We start from the raw sequence: 19,343 nt of genomic DNA, 5'->3' as shown, positions 1-19,343 counted from the left end.
GGGAGGTGCAGGTGTTTGGCGCTCGATTCGCGGCCCTCTTTTCGGTTCGAGGTATCATCACGCTGGTCACCTTGTTGCTGGTCGACGCGTTGATCTGGTTCGGCGGCCCCCACCTTGACCTGTTCGATCAGCATCCGCTGGTTTCGATGACGGTTCGCGCGGCCACAATCGGCTGCCTCTCCCTGACGGTCGTCGTCACCATCGTTGTCCGTTACTGGCTGGCGCGCCGTGCTAACCGACGTGTTATCAAGTCATTGATGGCGAGCGAGGGCCTCGTCACGACCTCCAAAAATCGTGGCGAGGAGGAGATCGATCTCATCCGTGGACGCTTCGAGGGCGCGCTGAAGGTCCTGCGCAATACGGTGTTCGCCGGCAAGCGCGGACCGAGCTATCTGTTCGAGTTGCCCTGGTACATCATCATTGGACCATCAGGAGCCGGAAAGACAACGATCCTGCGCAACTCGGGGCTCGAGTTTCCGTTGGCCGAACAGCTTGGCGTCGATCCGGTGGCCGGTGTCGGCGGCACGCGAAACTGCGACTGGTGGTTTACCGAAGAGGCAGTGTTTATCGACACGGCAAGCCGTTATACGACACAGGATACGGATGCCGAGGTCGATCGCGCGGCCTGGCATGGCTTTCTCGATCTTCTTACCGTGCATCGGCGCCGGCGACCGATCAACGGCATCTTGGTTGCGATCAGCCTGCGCGATCTCTTATCGGGCGATGACAACCGGCGCAGGCTCGTTCAGTCGATTCGTTCGCGGATACAGGAGCTCGCCAAGACCTTTGGTATGCGTATTCCGGTCTATGTTCTGGTAACCAAATGCGATCTGGTAGTTGGCTTCACCGAGTATTTCGACGATCTCGACCATGATGGTCGTGCCCAGGTCTGGGGCAGGACCTTTCCTCTCGAGGGACCAGGCGATCACATCGACGACGCCGTAACCCTCGAGATTCAGCAACTTGCCGAGCGGCTCGAGGGCAACTTGGCGTTCCGCATGCATGACGAACGTAATCATGACCGTCGTGCCATGATGTATATGTTCCCGAAAGAGTTGTGGAGCATCCGGACCGCGGTCAGCGCCTTCGTTAGCGAGATCTTCCGGCCGAGCCGATTCGAAGTGCAACCGATGCTGCGCGGGGTCTACTTGACTAGCGCTGCCCAGGAAGGAGTGCCGATCGAGAGGATGAGCGGTGCGATCAGGAGGAATTTCGGTCTGCACGCAAGCCCACCCACGCCGTCCATCGGGCCGGGAAAAACATTCTTCATCAAGAAGTTGCTGACCGACGTGATCTTCGCTGAGCAGGGGCTGGTCGGCCGCAATCTCAAACTCGAACGCAAGCTCGCGATCGTGCACTGCGGTGGCTACCTCGCGGCAGTCATACTGGTGGTCGCCGCGCTGACGCAGTGGTACGACGCATTCGCTCGCAGCGAAGCACGCATCGCTGAAACCAGAATGGCCGCACAGACAATGCAAGCGCGCCTCAAGGAAGCACGCGAGCCGCTGGATCTGGTCAAGCTCCTGCCGACCCTCAATTCCGCGCGCCGGCTGCGTCTGGCAGCTGGCGAGAACACGTGGGTTGCATGGCTCGGCGGCCTCGGGATTTCAGCAACCTCGGTGCTCGCGCCAGCTGCGCAACAAACCTATGACCAGATTCTGGTCGACCGCCTGCTGCCGGTTTTTGCTGGAAGGCTTGCCGTTCGGATTGATGCGCTATTGCGGTCGGGCAACGATACTCTGCTGGACCAGGCCAAGGAAACGTTCCGCACCTATTTGATGCTGAGCGATCCGAGGCACTTCGACCGCGGCAAGGTCGAACAGGCTATGCGCAGTGAAGTGGCGCGCACGTTTGCGCTCCAGACGACATCAGCTGGCGAACTGCAGGAGCATTTTTCACGTCTTATCGAGTTGCTGCCGAAACCCATCACGAGCGACACAAAATTCGTCATTGCAGTGGGTTCGCGGCTGATGGAGCGTCCGCTTGTCGAGCAGGTCTACGCCCGGCTTTTGCGCGAAGGCGCCGAGAACACGCAGCTCCGGCCAATCGACCTCGTTAGTGTGCTGGGAGCCGGCCAGCTGGAGATAAAGCCCCAGGCTATTTTCACAATTGGTCAGCAGGATCTCCCTTCGTCGGGCGGCACTGCGATCATTCCAGGCATCTTCACACGGGATGGTTTGATCGATTTCCTGCTGCCGCACCTTCCACTCATTGTCCAGGACGAGCAAAGCGGCGACTGGGTCCTTGCCAACAGTTCGTTCGATGCGGCCGATACGCAACAGATCGTGCGCAAGGTCGTCGACCGCTATGTTGCCGATTACATTCGTATTTGGACGAATGCGCTGAGCCGCGTCCGCGTCGTCAAATTCGACGATATGGGGCGCGCCTCCGCGATCCTGCGCGGGCTGGCCAGTCCGGAAAGCGCACTGCAACAGATCATTTCCCTCGTACGCGACAATACGAACCTGCCGCCGCCCGGAGAACAGACCGCGGTCAAGGCGGGCGAGACAACGGCCGCCGTATTCTCGGCGGCATTGGGCGACGCCCCCTGGCCGGGAACACGGATCACCGAAGCCTTCCGGCCTCTGGCCCAACTGGGCCTAGGCGGAGCCTCGGGAGAGGCGGCCAGCATGGATCACATCCGCGATCTTTTCGGCAGTCTGTATGCAACGATGGCCAATATCGCGACCGCGCCCGATCCCGGCCAGGCCGCATTTCAACTCTTTCAGCGCCGCATCAAGGATCCGGCCAACGATGCCTTCGGCACCTTGCGCGCTGACTCAGCGCTACGACCCGAACTGGTCCGCACCATCATGAACGACGTCGCGCTCTCGACATGGAGCGTCTTGCTTCGAGAGGCACACGGTCATGTCGATACCGTGTGGACACGGGATGTGGCCCCGTCCTGCCAGGTGGCCATCTACCAGCGTTATCCATTGTTTGCGGCCGCAACCGAGGACGTAACTTTAAAGGACTTCGGCGATCTCTTTCGTCCCGGCGGCGTCCTCGATGATTATTTTCAGAAGTACCTGTCGCCATTTGTCATCGAGGGCAGAACCGGCCTTGGGCTGGCAGCTATCGACGGTGTGGCGGCGCCGATCCACACCGACGCCCTGAATCAATTTCAACGCGCGAGAGAGATACGAAAGTCCTTTTTCAGCGGCTCGGGTTCCGTTCCGGTTGTAAAGTTGAGCATCAAGCCGGTTTATCTTGCCTCCAAGTTTCTGCGCGCAACATTCGTCGTGGATGGCAAGGAGATCGTTTATCGCCATGAGGCGCCCCGTGCCTACGACCTTGAATGGCCGAGTCGAACCGATACAAGCACGGCCTCCGTCGCCCTTGCTTCTCTGGACGAAACCGAGGAGAGGATTGAGCGCTCAGGTCCTTGGGCGCTGTTCCATCTCATTGATGCCTTGCGACCCACCTCGCGTGGTACTCCCGACCGTTTCACGATCACGATCGGACGATCCGACCGGCCTGACGCGACTTTTGAATTGCGGGCGGAAAGTGTAAGCAATCCGTTCAACTTGGGTGCCCTTCGTTCATTCCGATGTCCGGATCACCTATGATAGGAGAGTTCTCAGCTTTGGGCAGGAGGCGGGCACATGACGCTGGCGGCACCTTAGTACGAGCGGTGAGATCGGTCGCAGTACTTTACGCCGCCCCCTTGCGGCGATGTGTAAGCGACGCGACACCTTCCAAGTAAGCCAGCAGATCGCAAAGGCAATCTCGTGTCGTGCTCTCCACAAACGATTAGCGGTCGGTGTTCCGACGGGCAGGATGCTGCCTTGCGCTTTTGCGCAGTAGGCGACCAACGACATGAGTGCAATCCTGAAATGCCCAACTTGAGTCTGTGCCGTGAGTGAGGCCCCCTTGGGATACGTGCTCGGCGGCCGTTTCGACTTGGCAGAGGTTATTAGCAAGGGCGGCACCAGCACCATCTATCGTGCGATCGATCGGATCGGCCTTTGGGCGCGTGAACAAAGTCCAGAAGTCGCAGTCAAAGTCATCCAACCAGATGCGAAGATGCGCCAGAAATTAGTAAAGCTGTTGCACCGCGAGGCGCGTCTTTTGCGTGACTGCGTACACCGGAATTTGGTCAGGATCTACGATTCCGACTACGACGGCAAGTACCATTACCTGGTCATGGAGCTCTTGAAGGGCCGCTCGCTGGCGCAGGTCCTGGCCTATCGTCACGGACGGCCGTTGTCACCCTCCGTGTCCTTTCAGATCGTCCGCGCCGTCGGGCAGGGCCTCGCTCACATGCACAGTCTAGGGATCGTCCATGGCGACATCAAACCGGGAAACATCTTCATGACCTCGACGGGCGAAATCAAGATTGTGGACTTTGGGACAGTTCTCATGCTCGATCGTCCGCCGCGACGCGACGGGGCCACCGCTTTGCTCTACGACGTTGGACTGTTAACACCGGTTTATGCGTCGCCGGAGATGCTGATGGGTGAGCCGCGGACAGAAAGCGACGATGTCTATTCTCTAGCAGTGGTTGCCTATCTAACCCTGACCGGCAACCACCCGTATGCACAGCGGCCAGCCAACGAGGCCCTCAACGCAAATCTCGCGCCGGCACCGCCGCCGACTATTTCGTCAGCGCAATGGCGGGTGCTCGCTTCGGGCCTTGCCCTCAACCGCGGCGACCGGATCGACACCGTCAGTGAGTTCGTCCGGCGGCTTGCCTGCCCGCGCTGGTTCTATCGATGGTGCGGTTAGCCGATGCCTCTGGTCGCAGCCCATGCGCGTTCCCTTGGCAAGCTTAGGGTCGATGGATGACAAGGATGCGGCGGTCTGGTCTCGACTCGGCTGTGTATCGCTCGCGATGGATGTAGAACGGTGTCATTGCGACCTGGCGGGTCGGCAGAAGTCTGAACTCTCTCAGTACGCTGATCAGGAAGTCGTCGGCCACGCGCGGGCCGTGGATCCAGTCACGGCCGACACTCTCTCCGATATCGGGCAATGGCCCGATTTGGTTCATCGCCTCAACTCGAGGGTGAGGCTGGAGCCCTAATTCCCTGTATCCAGGCGTGAGGATAAAGTTTTCGCCTAGCGGATTATTTGGCGTTACGGGCACCCGACCTGGCCACAATAGCGCAGCATAGCGCATACCGTTGATAAGCACACTTTGTGGTCGCAATGACGTCGGAAGGAGGCCGCTTTCTCGCAATTCGGCGATCAGCGGGTCCGGGGCAACGCCGCCGCTCCAGCCGGGGAGGACATAGGCTCCGAAGTCACGCTGCGCCGGGTTATCCTCTGCGCCGGCTGTAAGGATCGGTCCATCCGACGGCATTGTGGGTGGTGCCAGTGGTGATGACGATGGCCCGGCAATTTCGAAGCCCTGAAACATCGCCCCTCTCGCAAGTGCCCAATTCTCGAATTGGAAATCCCGAAGCATATCCCGCAAATTCAGCAGACGATTACGAAACCCGCCAATCGTGGGTGCGTCGCGCCCAATGTAGTCGCGTACATAGGCTTGTATGTCCGTATCCAACGACGGCAGCGCAATGCGGTGAGCCATTGGGGGTCTGTTGGTCTCGCGGATCCACCTGAGGAAATCGCTCATATCGTCAGCGGCATGTTCGGCGCCGCGCGAGCGACTGTTCGGGAGCTTCTCAGTAAGCCAATTCCAAAAGTCCTCATAGAGTGGCAAATCCACGTCATAAGGGGCGGGTCCCCGATTGGAGCTGCTGCTGTCGGTGGTATGGGTGCTACCGCTATCGGTGGTAGAGCTGCGACGGCTGCCCGACGACGATGGCCTGGCCCCCTCAAAGGCTTGAAACATCACGTTCCTTTCACGAGCCCAGTTCTCAAATTGCAGGTCTCGAAGCATATTCTCCCAAGTTCAGCAGGCGGTCACGAAACCCACCCATCAGCGGTACATCGCGCCCTATATAGTCAGCTGCATAGGCTTGCACGTCGGCGTCCGACGACGACAGCGCAATCCGGTCGGCGATTGGAGGTCTGTTGGTCTCGCGGATCCACGCGAGGAAGTCGTATATATCGCCTGCGGCCAGGGCGGCACCGTAGGAGCGGCGGCGCGGAAGCTTCGCAGCAAGCCAGTTCCAGAAGTCGCCATAGAGTTGCGTATCCACCTGATAGGGCCGCGACCACTGAGTGGAGCCGCTGCTGCTGTCGCTCACGCGAACCTCCGAAAAATGTGCAATTGCAGCGTTGAGACATGTTCGCTCGATCCGAAGCGCGCATGTTACGTGAGTTCGGTTGAGCCCGATGCCTTAAAATTGAAAAGCAGCGCGATTTGCCGTCGCTCCTTCGCGATCAATCTTCCCGCAGCCCATACTTGCTCGTTGGGCAGCATCATATATGCCGCGATGACCACGAGAACTCTGACGACCACAATCATCTGGTGATACCCGTTCTCGCGTTCGCTCAAAGGCAATTCCATCGGAGCAACAGCGAGTCGATCGGCTGCGGTCAATCGCTGAGAGACGAGAGGCTCACGCCGGCGGCTCCGCTTGGATCCCTTTCCTTTGTCCGGCACGGACAAAACTCCGTGGCCGTCTGTCCTCTCGCGTCGTAATGTCCGCGTCCTCGGTAGCTCCGGAGTTATCACGGCCTTGCATCCAAAGCGGTTCGAAGATAGGAGCCACAATCTTCGGTCGCGCCTGAACTGATCATAACGCTCTTCTCTTACGAGCGTAAGGCGCATCGTGCCGTTCTGAGATGCTTAGGCTAGGAGAAGATATCCAATTCGAGCGCGATGCCGGGAAGTGAAACAGACCAGTCTGGAGCGTCTGTTCGGTTACGACCATTGTCGACATGCCCTTTTGCTGGGCAATTCTTAGACCCGTAGTGCTATTTCCAGCGTGGTAGCAGCAAGCAGGATCGACATTACCCGTCAAAGACGCATCTTCCAGCGTCGAATGTCGTTTGCCGATCATCTCGGGCTAGTCGGTTATTCAAAAGTAGCGGTCCTTCCCGATCGACAAATTATGTGATGCAGCAAAAGAACCTTGGGGTTTGGGCCAGCTTGACTCCTTGTGCGGTGTCTGACAGTCGCGCCGGCCTTGTCAGCTTGAGAACACTAATCTGGCAAACCGCAGCTTTTCAAAACCTGATCAGCAGTTCAAAGAGGAAATGCCCATTGGCACAACTTTTGCTATTGAGATGCAGAAACACCGATGCACAGAGTCCACGAACCGCTGGGCGAATGACGCTCGCTTTCCCTTGAACCCACGCGCATCGTTTTCGAGAAGGAAACCCAACATATCCCCACCGTACCTGAGCCACACGCAACAGGTGCATGGGCCAGTCGATTGGGCTCACAACAATGACGCGAGGTGGCCAATGCTAGTGCCGGAGCCAATTCGAAATGCACCACCCGGCTGTCGGCCCCTTGCTGAGGGGCAAGGATCACCGCAAGATGCGTCTTGCGCTCGGAGCATTGGAGAGGCGATGAACTCTTCACAATCAAGGACGCCAGATGCACGGTTGGAACGTGCACCATGCGGCGCCAGCCAATCGCGATACCTTATTCATGGCAACGAGAAACTGACGTCGGGCTGGCTGGCCGCCTACCATTTCGCCCGCGGAACGGCGGGCTCGCTTCAGGCATCGACGCGACCGTATCGAGCCTGTCGGCGAGTTCGCCTGGTCCTCGATCGTCCCGAGTCTGCCTCCGCTGTCGGCGCTTGCTGCCGTCGTAAAACGGGTCGGGAACGTGAGATATCGTTTGCACTAGGTGTTTTGGGCTCCCAGGCGGCCCCTTGCTCCGCGGCACTGTGGCAAGCGTTGTTAGCACTGCCGCAGTTGATTTGGTGCACCGATGACCAACGAATCGAATCTCAGCATTGACCTGGACATTCGCGGCAAGCGCAGCATTGAGCTCAACGTCCAAGGTTTCGAGGGCACAGAGTGTATTTCCTTGCCGTTTAGCTACGTGATTTACGCCACGACATCGAGCGATGTCGATACCAGCTCTTTGATTGGCGAGCGCGCCACGCTGTCTGTCAAAACCGCATGTGGGCGATGGCTTGCCTCGGGCCTGTGCGCCCAAATCGAGGAACTCGACCCTACGGTGACCGACCTGCGGGTGCTCCAGTTTGTCCTGCGACCGCGCTTTGCGGTCGCCGAGCTCTCCGTTGCGAGCCGCATTTATGGCCCTGACCAACCCGTGGGTGTCGACGACATCATCAAATTGCAGTTGGGCAAAGTGAGCATCGCAATTCCCAGCGAATACAATCTTGATCGCTATCCGAAGCGAAATTATATTGTGCAATACAACGAAAGTGATCTGACGTTCATTTCGCGCCTTTGCGAACGGAATGGAATTTTCTACTTCTTCAAGCAAGAAGAGGACGGTGAAACCGTCGTTTTTGGCGACAAGAATCTGGCCTTTCCCAACGTCAAGTTCGGCGATAAGTCGAGGATTCTTTACGCGCGCGCGCACGAGCGGCAGGCACCGCGAAGCGTCGACGAAAGCGCCGTTCGCTCGTTCCGACAGCGCCGGGTTCTCTCGACAAAGACGATCGCGTTCCGCGATTATAATGAAACGGTGCCTTCCGTCGTCTCTGTCGATCAGCAGGTCGGGCAAGGCAGCGGTTTTGTGGGCAAGGCCTCGCGCTTCGGCGGGCATTTTGCGAACGAAGCCGAAGCGACCGCCCTGGCCCGGATCCGGGTCGAACAGATCTGCGCCGGCCAGACAATGTACATCGCTCACAGCGACGCGCCGGAGCTGCGAGCTGGCGTCATCTTCGAACTCGAGGGCCATCCCCGCTTCGATGGCAAGTATCTCGTTATCGCCGCGGATCACTCGGCCTATTGCCCGGCCCCGACTGGATTCCATGCAGCCATGCAGAATGGGCGAGCCTACCAGAACATGGTCCATTGCATCCGCTCGGACGTGCCTTATCGACCGGTTGCGATGACGCCTGTGCCTCTGGGCGTCGGCCTTCACACCGCCACGGTCGATGGAGAAGCCTGGAATGGGCGGGCCGAGATTGACAACCAGGGACGCTACAGGCTGCAGTTTACATTCGCCGAGGAACTGGCGAAAGGCGCTGGCAGCGACTACGTGCGCAAACTCGAACCTTATGTAGGTCCGAATCAAACCGGCTTGCATTGTCCGTTGGTGCCAGGAACGGAAGTCATGGTCGGCTACTTGAACGGCGACATTGACCGACCAGTCGTGATCGGGGCGGTCCACAACCCCGATATGAAGGGAGGAGTGACTTCGGACACGCACTTGTTCAATCGCCTCAAGTCGCAATCTGGCGCCTCGATCGAAATCTACGACGGACCTGCGTCACCTTCTGGCGCCTTATGACCGCCTGGCGTCCAGCGACTCATGAGATCGACCCGCTGTTGGAATCGGTCGCTGATACGGCACGCGCAACCATCTTGCCGACAGCATCGATCAACATGCCGCCGCCATCGGCCGATGGCATTCGGTCGCAACGGCTTCGTGATGGACGAGAATTGCGCCTCAAATTGTCTACGCACTGTCTCGGGCAGGAACAACGCGGCCCTCGCGCGGTGCTCGTCTACGCGCTGAAGGGCAGTGTCGTTGTCGATAACAGCACGGGTTACAGTGTGACCGGGCGGGCCGTCCTCGACGTTGCCACGCGCGCATTTCTCGATGTCTTGTGTCAATTGAAGCAGGTCGGCCCGGTTACGCCCTGACAGCACGTTGTCACGATCGCGACGATGTCGTCGCTCGATGGTGCCGGTGTCTGGACGACCGCGCAGCGCTGTGCCGTCAGATCGGGAAGGCTCGCGATACTTGGTAGCGGATAGCCACCGCTCTTGGCATGGATTTTGCGATATCCATCGCGCCGGTGCGTGCCGGCGTATGTCAGAAAACAGGAGGGGAAAGTGTCCCTTGAAGCCTACTTGAAAATAAAGGGAAAGAAGCAGGGTGACATCTCCAAGGATGCCTCCAAGCCGGATAGCATTGGGCAGGTCGCCAAGGGTGACTCGGATAAGCAAGGGAAGATCACCGTCGTCGCTTTCACCAGTGGCATCATCGTTCCACGCGACGCGACGAGCGGTGTCGCCACGGGCGCTCGCAACCACCAGCCGGTGCTCTTCACCAAGTTCTTCGATCGTGCCTCGCCGTTGCTATGGCAGGCGCTGGCAACAAACGAGGTGCTCGAAGATGTGGTTTGCGAGTTCTATCGCGCCGACCCCGGGGGCATGCCGCAGCCGCAGAACTTCTTCAAAATAAGCTGGAAGAACGCGACGTTAGTCGAAGGCAAGGCTTATGTGCCGCTGACGATCAATCCGCAGAACAATTTCTTTCAAAACATGGAAGACTGGTCGTTCACCTACAAAGAAGTGAAATGGGAGCACGTTCCCGGCAGCACCAGCGGCGAGGATAAATGGTAACCCCCCTGTCAGGTTTGCGAAGCGAAGGGCGGTGACTTGGTCCGAGGCACGATGCGGGCAATGGTGGATATATTGCCCGCATCGACGCGTCCGGGCCTTCGAAGTGGTCATGCCGGTTCTGCTTCATGGCAGTGTGTAGACACGACGAGGAGTTGGTAGATTGATCCAGCTTCGCTTAACAGAGTGTTGGATAAGCCTGCGGCTTTGGCTCCTACAATGGGTGCGGTGAGACCAGGTGGAGCAAGCCGGGCTCATATGCTTGCGGCTCGAACGAATTGTCCGACGCACAACGTAGACACCCGGCAAAAAATCTACCGATTCATTTGGTGGCTTTAGGATCTCGCGGTGCATCAAGTCGGTCGTGTTCGGACCGAAATGTCGCGCGCGCCAAGAGGGGCCGCAATCGTGCTGCTGATCCTGCATAATGGCCATGATTGACGCGCATGAGATGTGAATTGGGAATAACCAGCCCTGACGGTGTTCGCCACGAAACCGGCGGATCGTTCGTGGACTGCCCGACAGCTTAGCTCGATGGCCGCGTTCCACGAAATTGATCATTTTCTTGCTTCTCTACGTTCCCGGGTTTGGCGGATCGTTGGCGGACAGGCTGGGGCAAGTGTCCTCAGTGCGCCTCACCAAGCGGACCATTCACTTGCTGCGCTTCGCTCCCAGGTTTGGCAAATCGTCGGCGGACAGGCCGAGGCCCCGAGTTCGATGACTGCGCTTCATGGAGAGCGCCATTCGCTTGCTGCGGTCAGTGCCCGGAGTGTAGCAACTCCAACTGGGAGGAGTTCTGTGGTGTGGCAGGCTGGGAGGGGAACGAATAATGGAGACGGAGCGAAAGGCGGGAGGGGAGATGGGCCAAACGTTGCGCGCGCAGTGAAATATGGATTGTATCTCGCGGGCGCGGGCTACGCCTATAATGAGGTCGCAAACAACTTCTTCCTTTCTACGACATCACTGCACGACGGGAAGAAGGGCTTCACCAGCAACGAACGGCTCAGGTTAGCCCAGGCGAAGGCGAGGGAGTACTACACATCGTATCACGCTGCCGACCCTGACACTCGGCGCCTCAATGAACGTCCCCTCAATCCAATCCGTACCTGCGGTAACAACCTGTTCGTAACGATGATAGACTTCCGGGCGGCGACCTATGTACACGTTGGTCACCTGGTGAATACCACAGAGGCGCGCACGTCTCTTGTGGTGAACCTGAGCTGTATGAAGGGGCATCTCGTGAAGGACGAGTGCGTGGCCAAGTACAGGCCACCGAAAGTACCGAAGGATCCGGACCTTACGAAGAGCCCGCTATACGACAAAAAGAACAAGTACGCATTGACGGGCGTGCTCAACGAGGAAACTGGTGCTTACGGCTACACCTCAAGATCAATCACGCAACCGTTCGTGAACAAGGGCATGCAGCACTTCCACGATGCCATTCAGAGCGAGAAGGGATTAACTTTCAAGCGATGTATCGAGAGGCTCGAGGCGCTGCTCGACAAGGATTGCGGTCTCGGAGAGGAGGCCCAGTTCGCGGCCGGCCAAGCCATCCTGAACTTCAGGCAGGTCTACGCGGCGGACGAGCATTGGGGACACGCTGAGAACGTCGTGATGCAGACCCTGTCGGAGCAAGGCTGGCTGTCACGGGCGGAAACCAGCAGGCTCGATGCGACTTTTATGTTCGAAGATCCGAATAAGAACCCGCTCAAACGCAACAAAAGTTGGGTTGGGCCGAACCTGCACCAACTCGACGGCTGGCTCCAGGAGAGGCGGTCGCGTCATGGTCGCGTGACAGGCGAGGAGTTGAATTACGCTAAGATGGATGACTTGAAATATCTGCCCATCGCGCACGTCAAGTTGAACGAGCAAAGCAATGGATTCGAGGACTGCTCGGGACTTGGCGACTCGTTCACGTGCGCCAATGCGGTCGCCTGCATCAATCACGCGCGCTTGATAAGCGGCCAGCCGCGCCTCTCAAAGGAGGAGGTCGTAGTCATCGTCGCGTGTCTTAACGCCGTATACGACGATACGACGTCAATAAGACATACGCTCCACGAGGTGGCACGAGGTTGCTTCGCCGGCGCTGGTTACACGATCGAAGACGCAGACGAGTTCTATGGGGGAGTGTGTCGGAACGCCGCGCAAGAGTATTACGGCGGCAAATATCTCTCGATGCGGAGTTGACGCCGTAAGGCATCGGACGAACTACGCTCTCGCGGCAGTCTGAGCTGGAACGAGTTGGGTCCGATCTCATTGCGCATATGTGTCCCAGAGAAGTTGGATGGCGAATCCGGGAGGATGAAAAAGCGGCTCGTTCGAGGGAATGATGAGGCGGGGACGCAATGCGCATGCCGTCATTTCAAGAAAGACTTTGGTCGCGCTACAAAAACGAGAAGTAGGCCATGACGGTGCCGCAGTCATCCGGAATGACGCAGTGATCGACTGCGCGGAGTATAGTTGCTTGATCTCGCGTAATAGGGCTGGCCTGTTATCGCTTGCTCGATACTGTCGCGTCATAGGGCGGTATCACCAGTCCGCTGATTTCCGTCATCCAATTGTATCGGTTTGGGCGACAACGGGGTTCGTCGAGCCTGCGACGCCAATTTTAGCCCGAGACCGGCTAAAGTCGTTCTTAGGATATATGATCCGCGGGCAATCGTCCTTGCGATGGCGATCGCTGATATCGCAGGCGAGGCGGGCGATATCTTTCTGCAGATCGCGATAGGTTTCAATGCCGCCGCGCGACGGGGGGAGCACCAGGCGACGCCCCAGTTAGGCAGTTCAGCGGATCGCCGATTGCGCGTTAGGCGGGATGGCAGACCAGAGGACTTACCCCGTGGCGGAGTTGTCAGGTAAGAGCAACCTTTCCAAGCCGTGCTCTGCGAGCACCTTCTGCATGAGCTCCCCCTTGATCTCGCGGACAATTTCGTTGCGGATTCGGGCTCGGAGGGGCGGCTCGGCGTCGCTGGTCGGCTGATGATCAGCCAGCCGTTGCGCCAATCGGCTCTCCAACTCCTCGCCCATCCGGCCTTCCATCGCAGTGTAAGCTTCGGGTGCGATGCGGCTCACCAGCGTGTCCCAGGGCTGCCAGCGGGTTGCCAGGAAGTCGGCGAACTCCGCCGCCTCCTGGTTGCGCACGGACGTCTTAGCCGCGGCAAGATCGTCCTCGGTGACGTAGGAGACCCCCACGAAGCGCATGTCCGGCGCGATGTGCCCCAGCTCCAGCGGCTCGCGCAGCTTGGCCTGATAGGCGAGATAGACCTCGATCTCGTCGACGAGGGGGAGCGAGGTCACCTTTTCGCGCGCGATCCCCTCCAGCGCGACCACGCGGAACATAAAGCGGCCCTGCTGAAGGAGCTTGTCGAGATGCTCATTGTAGGCTCCGCCCAGAACATCAGCGTTCACGCGCGCGGTATGCATGCCATTCCAGTTCAACTTGATGCGATCCTCGCAGCTCTCGTTCGCTGCGACGGCCGCCTGGAAATACTGCTCGCGCAATGTCGGCCTCCCTGCCGCCTGCCGCAGGTCCTCGGCCACCGCCTGCCGAAATGCGTCATAGTTCACGGTGTCCCGCAGCCTGTCGAGGAAGCGTGAATATTCCTCGGCTCCCGGCTCGTCGGCGAAGCTCCGCCAGATGGCCGCCGCGTCCGGCTCGTCAAGCCAATCCGCGACTGCCTCGGCCAGAGGCCGCGCCCGATCTTGTGCTGTTTCGTCGGGATCCGAGAAGAACACGTTCGGGCCAGCATAACCCTCAGCCTTCATGGCCGCCGTCAGGTTGGTCCGCACCCGCGCAGGCAGCGGGTTATCATCCAGATCAACGAGGCGGCCGGAGCCGAGCTGCGTTAGCAGGGTCTCGGGCAGGCTGGTCAACCGATTGTTGTCGACGTGCAGTTGACGGAGTCCTGCCGGGAGAGCCGTGGGCAGGCTGGTCAGCCGGTTGCCGCTGGCGCTGAGCAGCGTGAGGCCGGCTGGAAGCGTTGCGGGGAGGCTGGTCAGCTGATTGTTTGGGACGTACAGGCGCTGGAGCCCGACGGGGAGGGTTGCGGGCAGGCTGGTCAGCCGGTTGCCGCTGGCGCGAAGGCATTCGACGCTGGCCGGGAGATTGGTGGGCAGGTTGGCGAGCCAATTGTTTCTGGCGTGGAGGGTTTGGAGACCGCTCGGAAGGATATCGGGCACGCTCGTCAGCTGATTGCCGTCGATATTCAGGTGTTGGAGCCCCGCCGGGAGGGCGGCGGACAAGCTGGTCAGGGACAGCAATGAAAGATCCAGCCACGGCGGTTCATGGGGCGCTGTTTCCTGCCAAGCTTTCGTTCGTCTTACCGCCTCTGGCCGATTCTCATGGTCGCCCTGCCCCGCTTCGGCCGCCCAGGCCTCAAGGATCTGATCTTGCGACGATTCGCCTGGAGCCGGAGTCTCGAGGTTCGTCGGATCGTCGGCGGCTGACGCACGCGGCTCTGTCAAGGCCTTGCCCTTCTGCTCCGCGCGCTCGAACCTTGCTGGTCCCCTTGTTCGGGAGTTTCGCAAGTCATGCCAGGCCTCGCTGGGCATGCGCAACGACTCGTCTCCAAGCCGATCGCCAGCACCACGAATGGTGATCAGCGACGATTGATGAAGCAGGCGATCAAGGACCGCGGCCGAGCAGTTGCAGCGAGACTCGTACGTCTGCACGACATCTGCTGCAATCGCCGTGGTTGATATTGCGAACAGGCTTCATCACATTTCTCGTTCTGAATCTGACCAGGTCAAATGGGTGACTCCTAGATAGAGACGCTCTCGTAGGCGACAAATCTCGTGTAACGGCGTCGGGTTTCGCTCCGAGGCGGCGCGCATGTACCAAATGAGTCGGCGATGGCCGGCATGTCTGTTGCCGGATGATGAGCTTCCGCCGCCACCAATGCTCGACCGCTTCGGCAATGCCGATGGTACCGTCATCCAAAAGCGCACGAGCAACGTCATTGTCTCGAACGTGACAATTTCATTGCGCTCAAGCCGCTTGATCACGTGCACGATGCGATCGAGCCGCTTGGCTATTGCAGCTCTCCCGCCGATCGGACTCGACCGCAGAAGGAAGCACCAATCGCAGCTTAAGCAATCGGCGACTTGGGCTCGCCGCGATGCTGTGGCAGCGCGCCGCTCAGTCAATCGGTTGTTTGCGTAGCAGGGTCTCGAGGTGGCGCCGCCCTTCGTCGATCGCGCCGGACCAATGCCCGAACCGTTCCTGCACGACAACTTCGAATGAAGGATACCACAGTGGTTTTCCGCCAGCCTGAGCCCAATACCAGGGATAACCGCGCGGCACGAAAACCACGCCGGAGACGCCGAGCGCTCCGGCGATATGGACGGCGAAGCTGTCGGGCCCGACCACCGCGTCGAGATTGGCGATCGCTGCGATCATTTCCGCAGGGCTCTCGATGTGCACGCCAGCATCGATCGGACGACTCCATCGCTTCATGTCATGCCGTTGCGCGCCGCTCATCAAACTGACAGGCGTGACGGAGTTTGGAATCGCAGCTGCGACTTGCCCCATCGATACGCCGAGCGCGCCACCCTCCCACACGATGCCCACCAGAGGCCTTGCGAACGCGGCCAATGCATCCCGCCATTTGGCGAACAGTTCGGCCTCGGGGCGCAGGTAGGGAATGCCATCGGCAATGTTGCGGGCGTCGGTCGGCAGAACGCGCAATAATGATTGCAGCGGCATAGCCGAGATCGCGGGCCTCGGTTCGTCCAAAATCACTTGCTCGGCGAGGTTGGCAAGAAGAGCCTGATAACATGGATGCGCGACCACATGCACATCTTGCGGGCGCGGCAGCCGACGCAAGAGACGAGCGAGTGCGATGAACTCAAGGGCGCCCATCGTCGGCGGCACGACTATCCGCCTCACAGGTGCCGAGGCGGCCGGCTCGGGCGTCGGGAAGCGACCAAGCGTCAGTTCAAGCGTCGTCTGCAGAGACTTCGCTGCGTCATTCTCAGGTCGCGTGTGCACGACGTGACCGACAAGTGTGAGGGATTCGTCGAGCCGGCCAACGAGCTGTAGGACACGCGCCAGAGCAAGCGCGGCGGTAGGATCCGATTTGCGAGCGCGCACGAATTCCGTCAGTTGCGCAATGCCGCGGTCCACCTCACCCTTGGCAATCGTAACACGGGCCAAGATTTCCCGCGCACCAACATGAGCGGGCGCATAGGCGAGCAGTTTCTTGCAGGTGGCCTCCGCTTGCGACCAGAGTCCACTTGCGGCGTGGCAATAAGCCAGATGCAAGAGCCCAGCTGTATCGAGCGGGGCGCGCAGATGCGCGCGCGCGGCAAGGCTGAGCGCCTCGTCGAGGCGCCCGCGTTCAAGCTTGAGCACCGATAAATTGCCCAGCGCGTCGGGATCGTCCGGAGCAATCTCAAGCGCACGAAGCAGGGCGGCCTCAGCCGCCGAGCTGTGGCCCAAGGCGAACTCGAGGGCGCCAAGTTGAAGGAGCGCACGCGCATTCATGGGCTCGTGGTGGACCACGGTCTCTGTCATCGCACGGGCTTCCGCAACCTCGCCTCGGCTCAGCAAGGCCTGAGCGAGCGCCAGCTTGATTTCCTCGTTGCGCGGGGCGAGAGCCGCCGCGCGTTCGAGGCAAATCACCGCCGCCTCAGCGCGGCCGAGCAATCCGTGGGCGATGCCGAGATTGGTGGTGAGGCCGGCGTGTTCGGGGTAGATGGTCGCAGCTTCAGACAGCATGTCGAAGGCAAACTCGATCCGCCGGCGCGCAAGCGCCAGTGTGGCCCTCGCATTGAGCGTATCGGGATCACTGGTGGTGGCGACCTCCTCCAGCAGCGCCTCCGCCTCCTCGAGACGGCCGGCCGAGATAAACTCCTGGGCCGTTCTAACCCTCTCCTGCCGGGTCGGAGCCGGCATGCCAGTGGACAGCATCTGTGCTATGCAACTGTGACGCGCTTGCCATCGAGGCGGAGATCCTCGCTCACCGCGATGACCTTGCTGTGCGCCATCTCGGAGGCAATGCCGGTGACTCTAATGGCCTGGGTTTCGGTCTGCAATGTGTCGATACGCTCGATCACCGCGACACGCTCGACCGCTTTTACCGTAAGTTGCTCGGCACTCGCTTCCTGGAGTCGCGCTGAGCATCGGACACGGTCCGCGATCAACGTGTAGAGCTTGCCGATCCAGGTGCCTTTGTCCGCAAGCACTGCGAGCAGCTTAGTCTGCAGATCGATGCTGTCGGCCCGCAAGGACAGGCGCTGGCGCGCGGCGATCGTGATGGTCTCGCCCTCAATCGACATATTGCGCCCGCCGGGCAGGCCGACCATGCCACCATTGGGAGCCGTCCGCTCCAGCACAGTGACGATGAAGACTTGCTCCACGTTGGTGAAGAGCAGCACCACGTCCTGTGGCATGGGTCGGACCAGGCAGCCAACGGCGACCGTCGCCGTGTGACGGGCGCCAGCGACCTCGACCTCGACCGCAGAGCCATCGTCGCTGACCGACACGACACGGGCCGTGTGATGCCCAGGCTCAAGCAAGCGCTCGGCCATCGCCAAGATGTCGGTGCTTGTGGCACGGATCGGCATCGTCATCCTTGTTCTCCAGCTCGCTACATGAAATTTATCGACTTCTTTTGTATGACTTCCTCATTGCCGGAACTGGACGTGATCTCAGCTTTTCGGGTCACAAGCTTGTACTCTTCGGTGTTCGACTGTCCCTTTCTCAATTCTTCTTCGGATTGGGATACGCTGGTCTTGCAGAATTTGATGTCGCGACCGACCGACTTGAAGTCTTCGACGGGAGCGAGCTTGAAATCGCTCGTCCTGAGAATCTTGGTATCGCTGTCAGCCGACTTGAAATCGGGGCCAAAAACACACTTGGTCGAGTTGCCAATCACTTGCTTGACGTCGTGTCCTTCGACAATGTCAAGTTTGTTGCCGATCGTCATAGAGGTCATATCACTGAGGTTGACTGAACATTCTCGCGAGATCTTGAAGGTGAACGCTTCTCCAAAGAACATGCTTACGGTCTTGGCCATCGTCAGCGTGGTAGCTGCGCCTCGCATGCAGGTGAATTTAGTGCCTTGAAACAATTCCTTGGTGTCTCCCATCGTCTGCTTTTCCGAGTTGCCAACGGTCGTTTCCAGCTTGTGGCCGTTGTTGATGAGCTTGACTCGGTTCGAGGCCGTCAGGATGATGTCCGCAGGCGTCCCATTAGCGCCAGCACTGATTGACACGCCATTCTCGGCGGAGATCTCATAAGTGCCTTTCGAGACCTGATGTTGGGAGTTGCCGTTCGTGACCTCCGTGGTCTGACCGCGACCGATTTTGAGCAGCGCAGCGCCTTCGATATTGGCCTGGAAGTCCTTGTTGGTGAAGGCAAGCAAGCCGGAATTGTCGCTTTCATGTTTGCTGATCGCAGCTGGACTTTCGCCAATAGTCGTTGTGAGGCCAGTGACAAGTTTTTCTTCTTCGTCCGAATAAGAGCCGAGGCGAAGATAAGTTGACTTCGTCAGGGGAGAAGCCAGGCTGTCTGGAACGACCAGTCGCGTATAGGCATTTGGCATAGCGGATACCCTAATCGGATAGCTGTCGGCACATTAGCGCTGCGCCGTCAAACGGGTTTGAGAGGGTGATATCGAAAGTCCGAACGCGTTCGGGTTGGCGCCGTTCTGCTTCGTCGGCATCCCCATTTTGGTTGCCGGTGACCCGCCGATCGACAAATTGTCCGATCCCGCTTTGGCGCGGCCCGGACCCATGACAAGGCCAGAGATGACGCCGAGGCCCACACCTGCGCTATCACCCATCGATGTCGCGCGCTCGGTCGTCATGTTGTGTGCAGGCATACACATGATCAGGCACCGAGACTGCGTAGGAATAGCCGTCGTGTTCATAGCGACGTTTGGATAGGGGGTGGGCACAACGGCGAGTCCGGATGGTGTGTTGCAGACGTCGGGAAAGGCTTGATCCGCCGCCGACATCGGGCCACTTGAATTGACAAAACTCATTTG

14 protein-coding genes are annotated in these 19,343 nt (G+C 59.3%); 6 read left to right on the top strand and 8 right to left on the bottom strand.

The annotated features are described in order from the left end of the window. Positions 1 to 11 precede the first annotated feature (11 nt). Together tssM and AC5ZG5_RS37000 are read left to right on the top strand one after the other, a co-directional pair. Positions 12 to 3,569, top strand: coding sequence for a type VI secretion system membrane subunit TssM (gene tssM / locus AC5ZG5_RS37005; RefSeq protein WP_456645750.1), 3,558 nt, complete (start codon positions 12 to 14; stop codon positions 3,567 to 3,569). A 313-nt stretch (positions 3,570 to 3,882) separates the two neighbouring features. Beyond that, on the top strand, positions 3,883 to 4,728 hold the full coding sequence (locus AC5ZG5_RS37000; protein WP_456645785.1) for a serine/threonine-protein kinase: 846 nt from the start codon (positions 3,883 to 3,885) through the stop codon (positions 4,726 to 4,728). Positions 4,729 to 4,771: 43 nt separating this feature from the next. Here the strand turns inward: AC5ZG5_RS37000 and AC5ZG5_RS36995 are convergent, their stop codons facing one another. The 3 genes from AC5ZG5_RS36995 to AC5ZG5_RS36985 form a co-directional block, all read right to left on the bottom strand. Then, positions 4,772 to 5,668 (bottom strand): hypothetical protein, encoded by an 897-nt coding sequence (locus AC5ZG5_RS36995; protein WP_456645751.1) that lies wholly within the window; start codon positions 5,666 to 5,668, stop codon positions 4,772 to 4,774. Between the two features lie 151 nt (positions 5,669 to 5,819). Then, the gene (locus tag AC5ZG5_RS36990; RefSeq protein WP_456645752.1) at positions 5,820 to 6,152 is read right to left on the bottom strand and encodes a hypothetical protein; all 333 of its coding nucleotides are present in this window, start codon (positions 6,150 to 6,152) and stop codon (positions 5,820 to 5,822) included. A gap of 65 nt (positions 6,153 to 6,217) precedes the next feature. Beyond that, complete coding sequence (locus AC5ZG5_RS36985; protein WP_456645753.1) at positions 6,218 to 6,511, bottom strand: hypothetical protein; 294 nt, start codon at positions 6,509 to 6,511, stop codon at positions 6,218 to 6,220. Positions 6,512 to 7,795: 1,284 nt separating this feature from the next. Between AC5ZG5_RS36985 and AC5ZG5_RS36980 the strand changes: the two genes are divergently transcribed. From AC5ZG5_RS36980 to xopAG, 4 genes are all read left to right on the top strand, one after another. Continuing rightward, the gene (locus AC5ZG5_RS36980; protein ID WP_456645754.1) at positions 7,796 to 9,295 is read left to right on the top strand and encodes a type VI secretion system Vgr family protein; all 1,500 of its coding nucleotides are present in this window, start codon (positions 7,796 to 7,798) and stop codon (positions 9,293 to 9,295) included. Continuing rightward, positions 9,292 to 9,651, top strand: coding sequence for a hypothetical protein (locus AC5ZG5_RS36975; RefSeq protein WP_130582872.1), 360 nt, complete (start codon positions 9,292 to 9,294; stop codon positions 9,649 to 9,651). The genes AC5ZG5_RS36980 and AC5ZG5_RS36975 overlap by 4 nt, the downstream gene beginning before the upstream one ends. Positions 9,652 to 9,843: 192 nt before the next feature. Beyond that, entirely contained in the window at positions 9,844 to 10,356 is a 513-nt protein-coding gene (locus tag AC5ZG5_RS36970; RefSeq protein WP_456645755.1) for an Hcp family type VI secretion system effector, read from the top strand. A gap of 798 nt (positions 10,357 to 11,154) precedes the next feature. Then, complete coding sequence (gene xopAG, locus AC5ZG5_RS36965; protein ID WP_456645756.1) at positions 11,155 to 12,540, top strand: XopAG/AvrGf1 family type III secretion system effector; 1,386 nt, start codon at positions 11,155 to 11,157, stop codon at positions 12,538 to 12,540. 645 nt (positions 12,541 to 13,185) lie between these two features. Here xopAG and AC5ZG5_RS36960 read toward each other — a convergent pair. From AC5ZG5_RS36960 to AC5ZG5_RS36940, 5 genes are all read right to left on the bottom strand, one after another. Continuing rightward, positions 13,186 to 15,024: an NEL-type E3 ubiquitin ligase domain-containing protein gene (locus tag AC5ZG5_RS36960; protein ID WP_456645757.1), complete on the bottom strand. Its 1,839-nt coding sequence runs from the start codon at positions 15,022 to 15,024 to the stop codon at positions 13,186 to 13,188. A 466-nt stretch (positions 15,025 to 15,490) separates the two neighbouring features. Further along, positions 15,491 to 17,263: a tetratricopeptide repeat protein gene (locus AC5ZG5_RS36955; protein WP_456645758.1), complete on the bottom strand. Its 1,773-nt coding sequence runs from the start codon at positions 17,261 to 17,263 to the stop codon at positions 15,491 to 15,493. Positions 17,264 to 17,268: 5 nt separating this feature from the next. After that, complete coding sequence (locus AC5ZG5_RS36950) at positions 17,269 to 17,925, bottom strand: DUF3540 domain-containing protein (RefSeq protein ID WP_456645759.1); 657 nt, start codon at positions 17,923 to 17,925, stop codon at positions 17,269 to 17,271. A gap of 17 nt (positions 17,926 to 17,942) precedes the next feature. Then, a complete protein-coding gene (locus AC5ZG5_RS36945; RefSeq protein WP_456645760.1) occupies positions 17,943 to 18,899 on the bottom strand; it encodes a hypothetical protein in 957 nt (318 codons plus the stop codon). A 33-nt stretch (positions 18,900 to 18,932) separates the two neighbouring features. Then, the gene (locus tag AC5ZG5_RS36940) at positions 18,933 to 19,340 is read right to left on the bottom strand and encodes a DUF4150 domain-containing protein (RefSeq protein ID WP_456645761.1); all 408 of its coding nucleotides are present in this window, start codon (positions 19,338 to 19,340) and stop codon (positions 18,933 to 18,935) included. Positions 19,341 to 19,343: the final 3 nt, after the last annotated feature.

The organism is Bradyrhizobium sp. Ses1 (assembly GCF_059512365.1).
The sequence above is the reverse complement of the archived record's forward strand: the minus strand, read 5'-3'. Positions and strand labels throughout refer to the sequence as shown.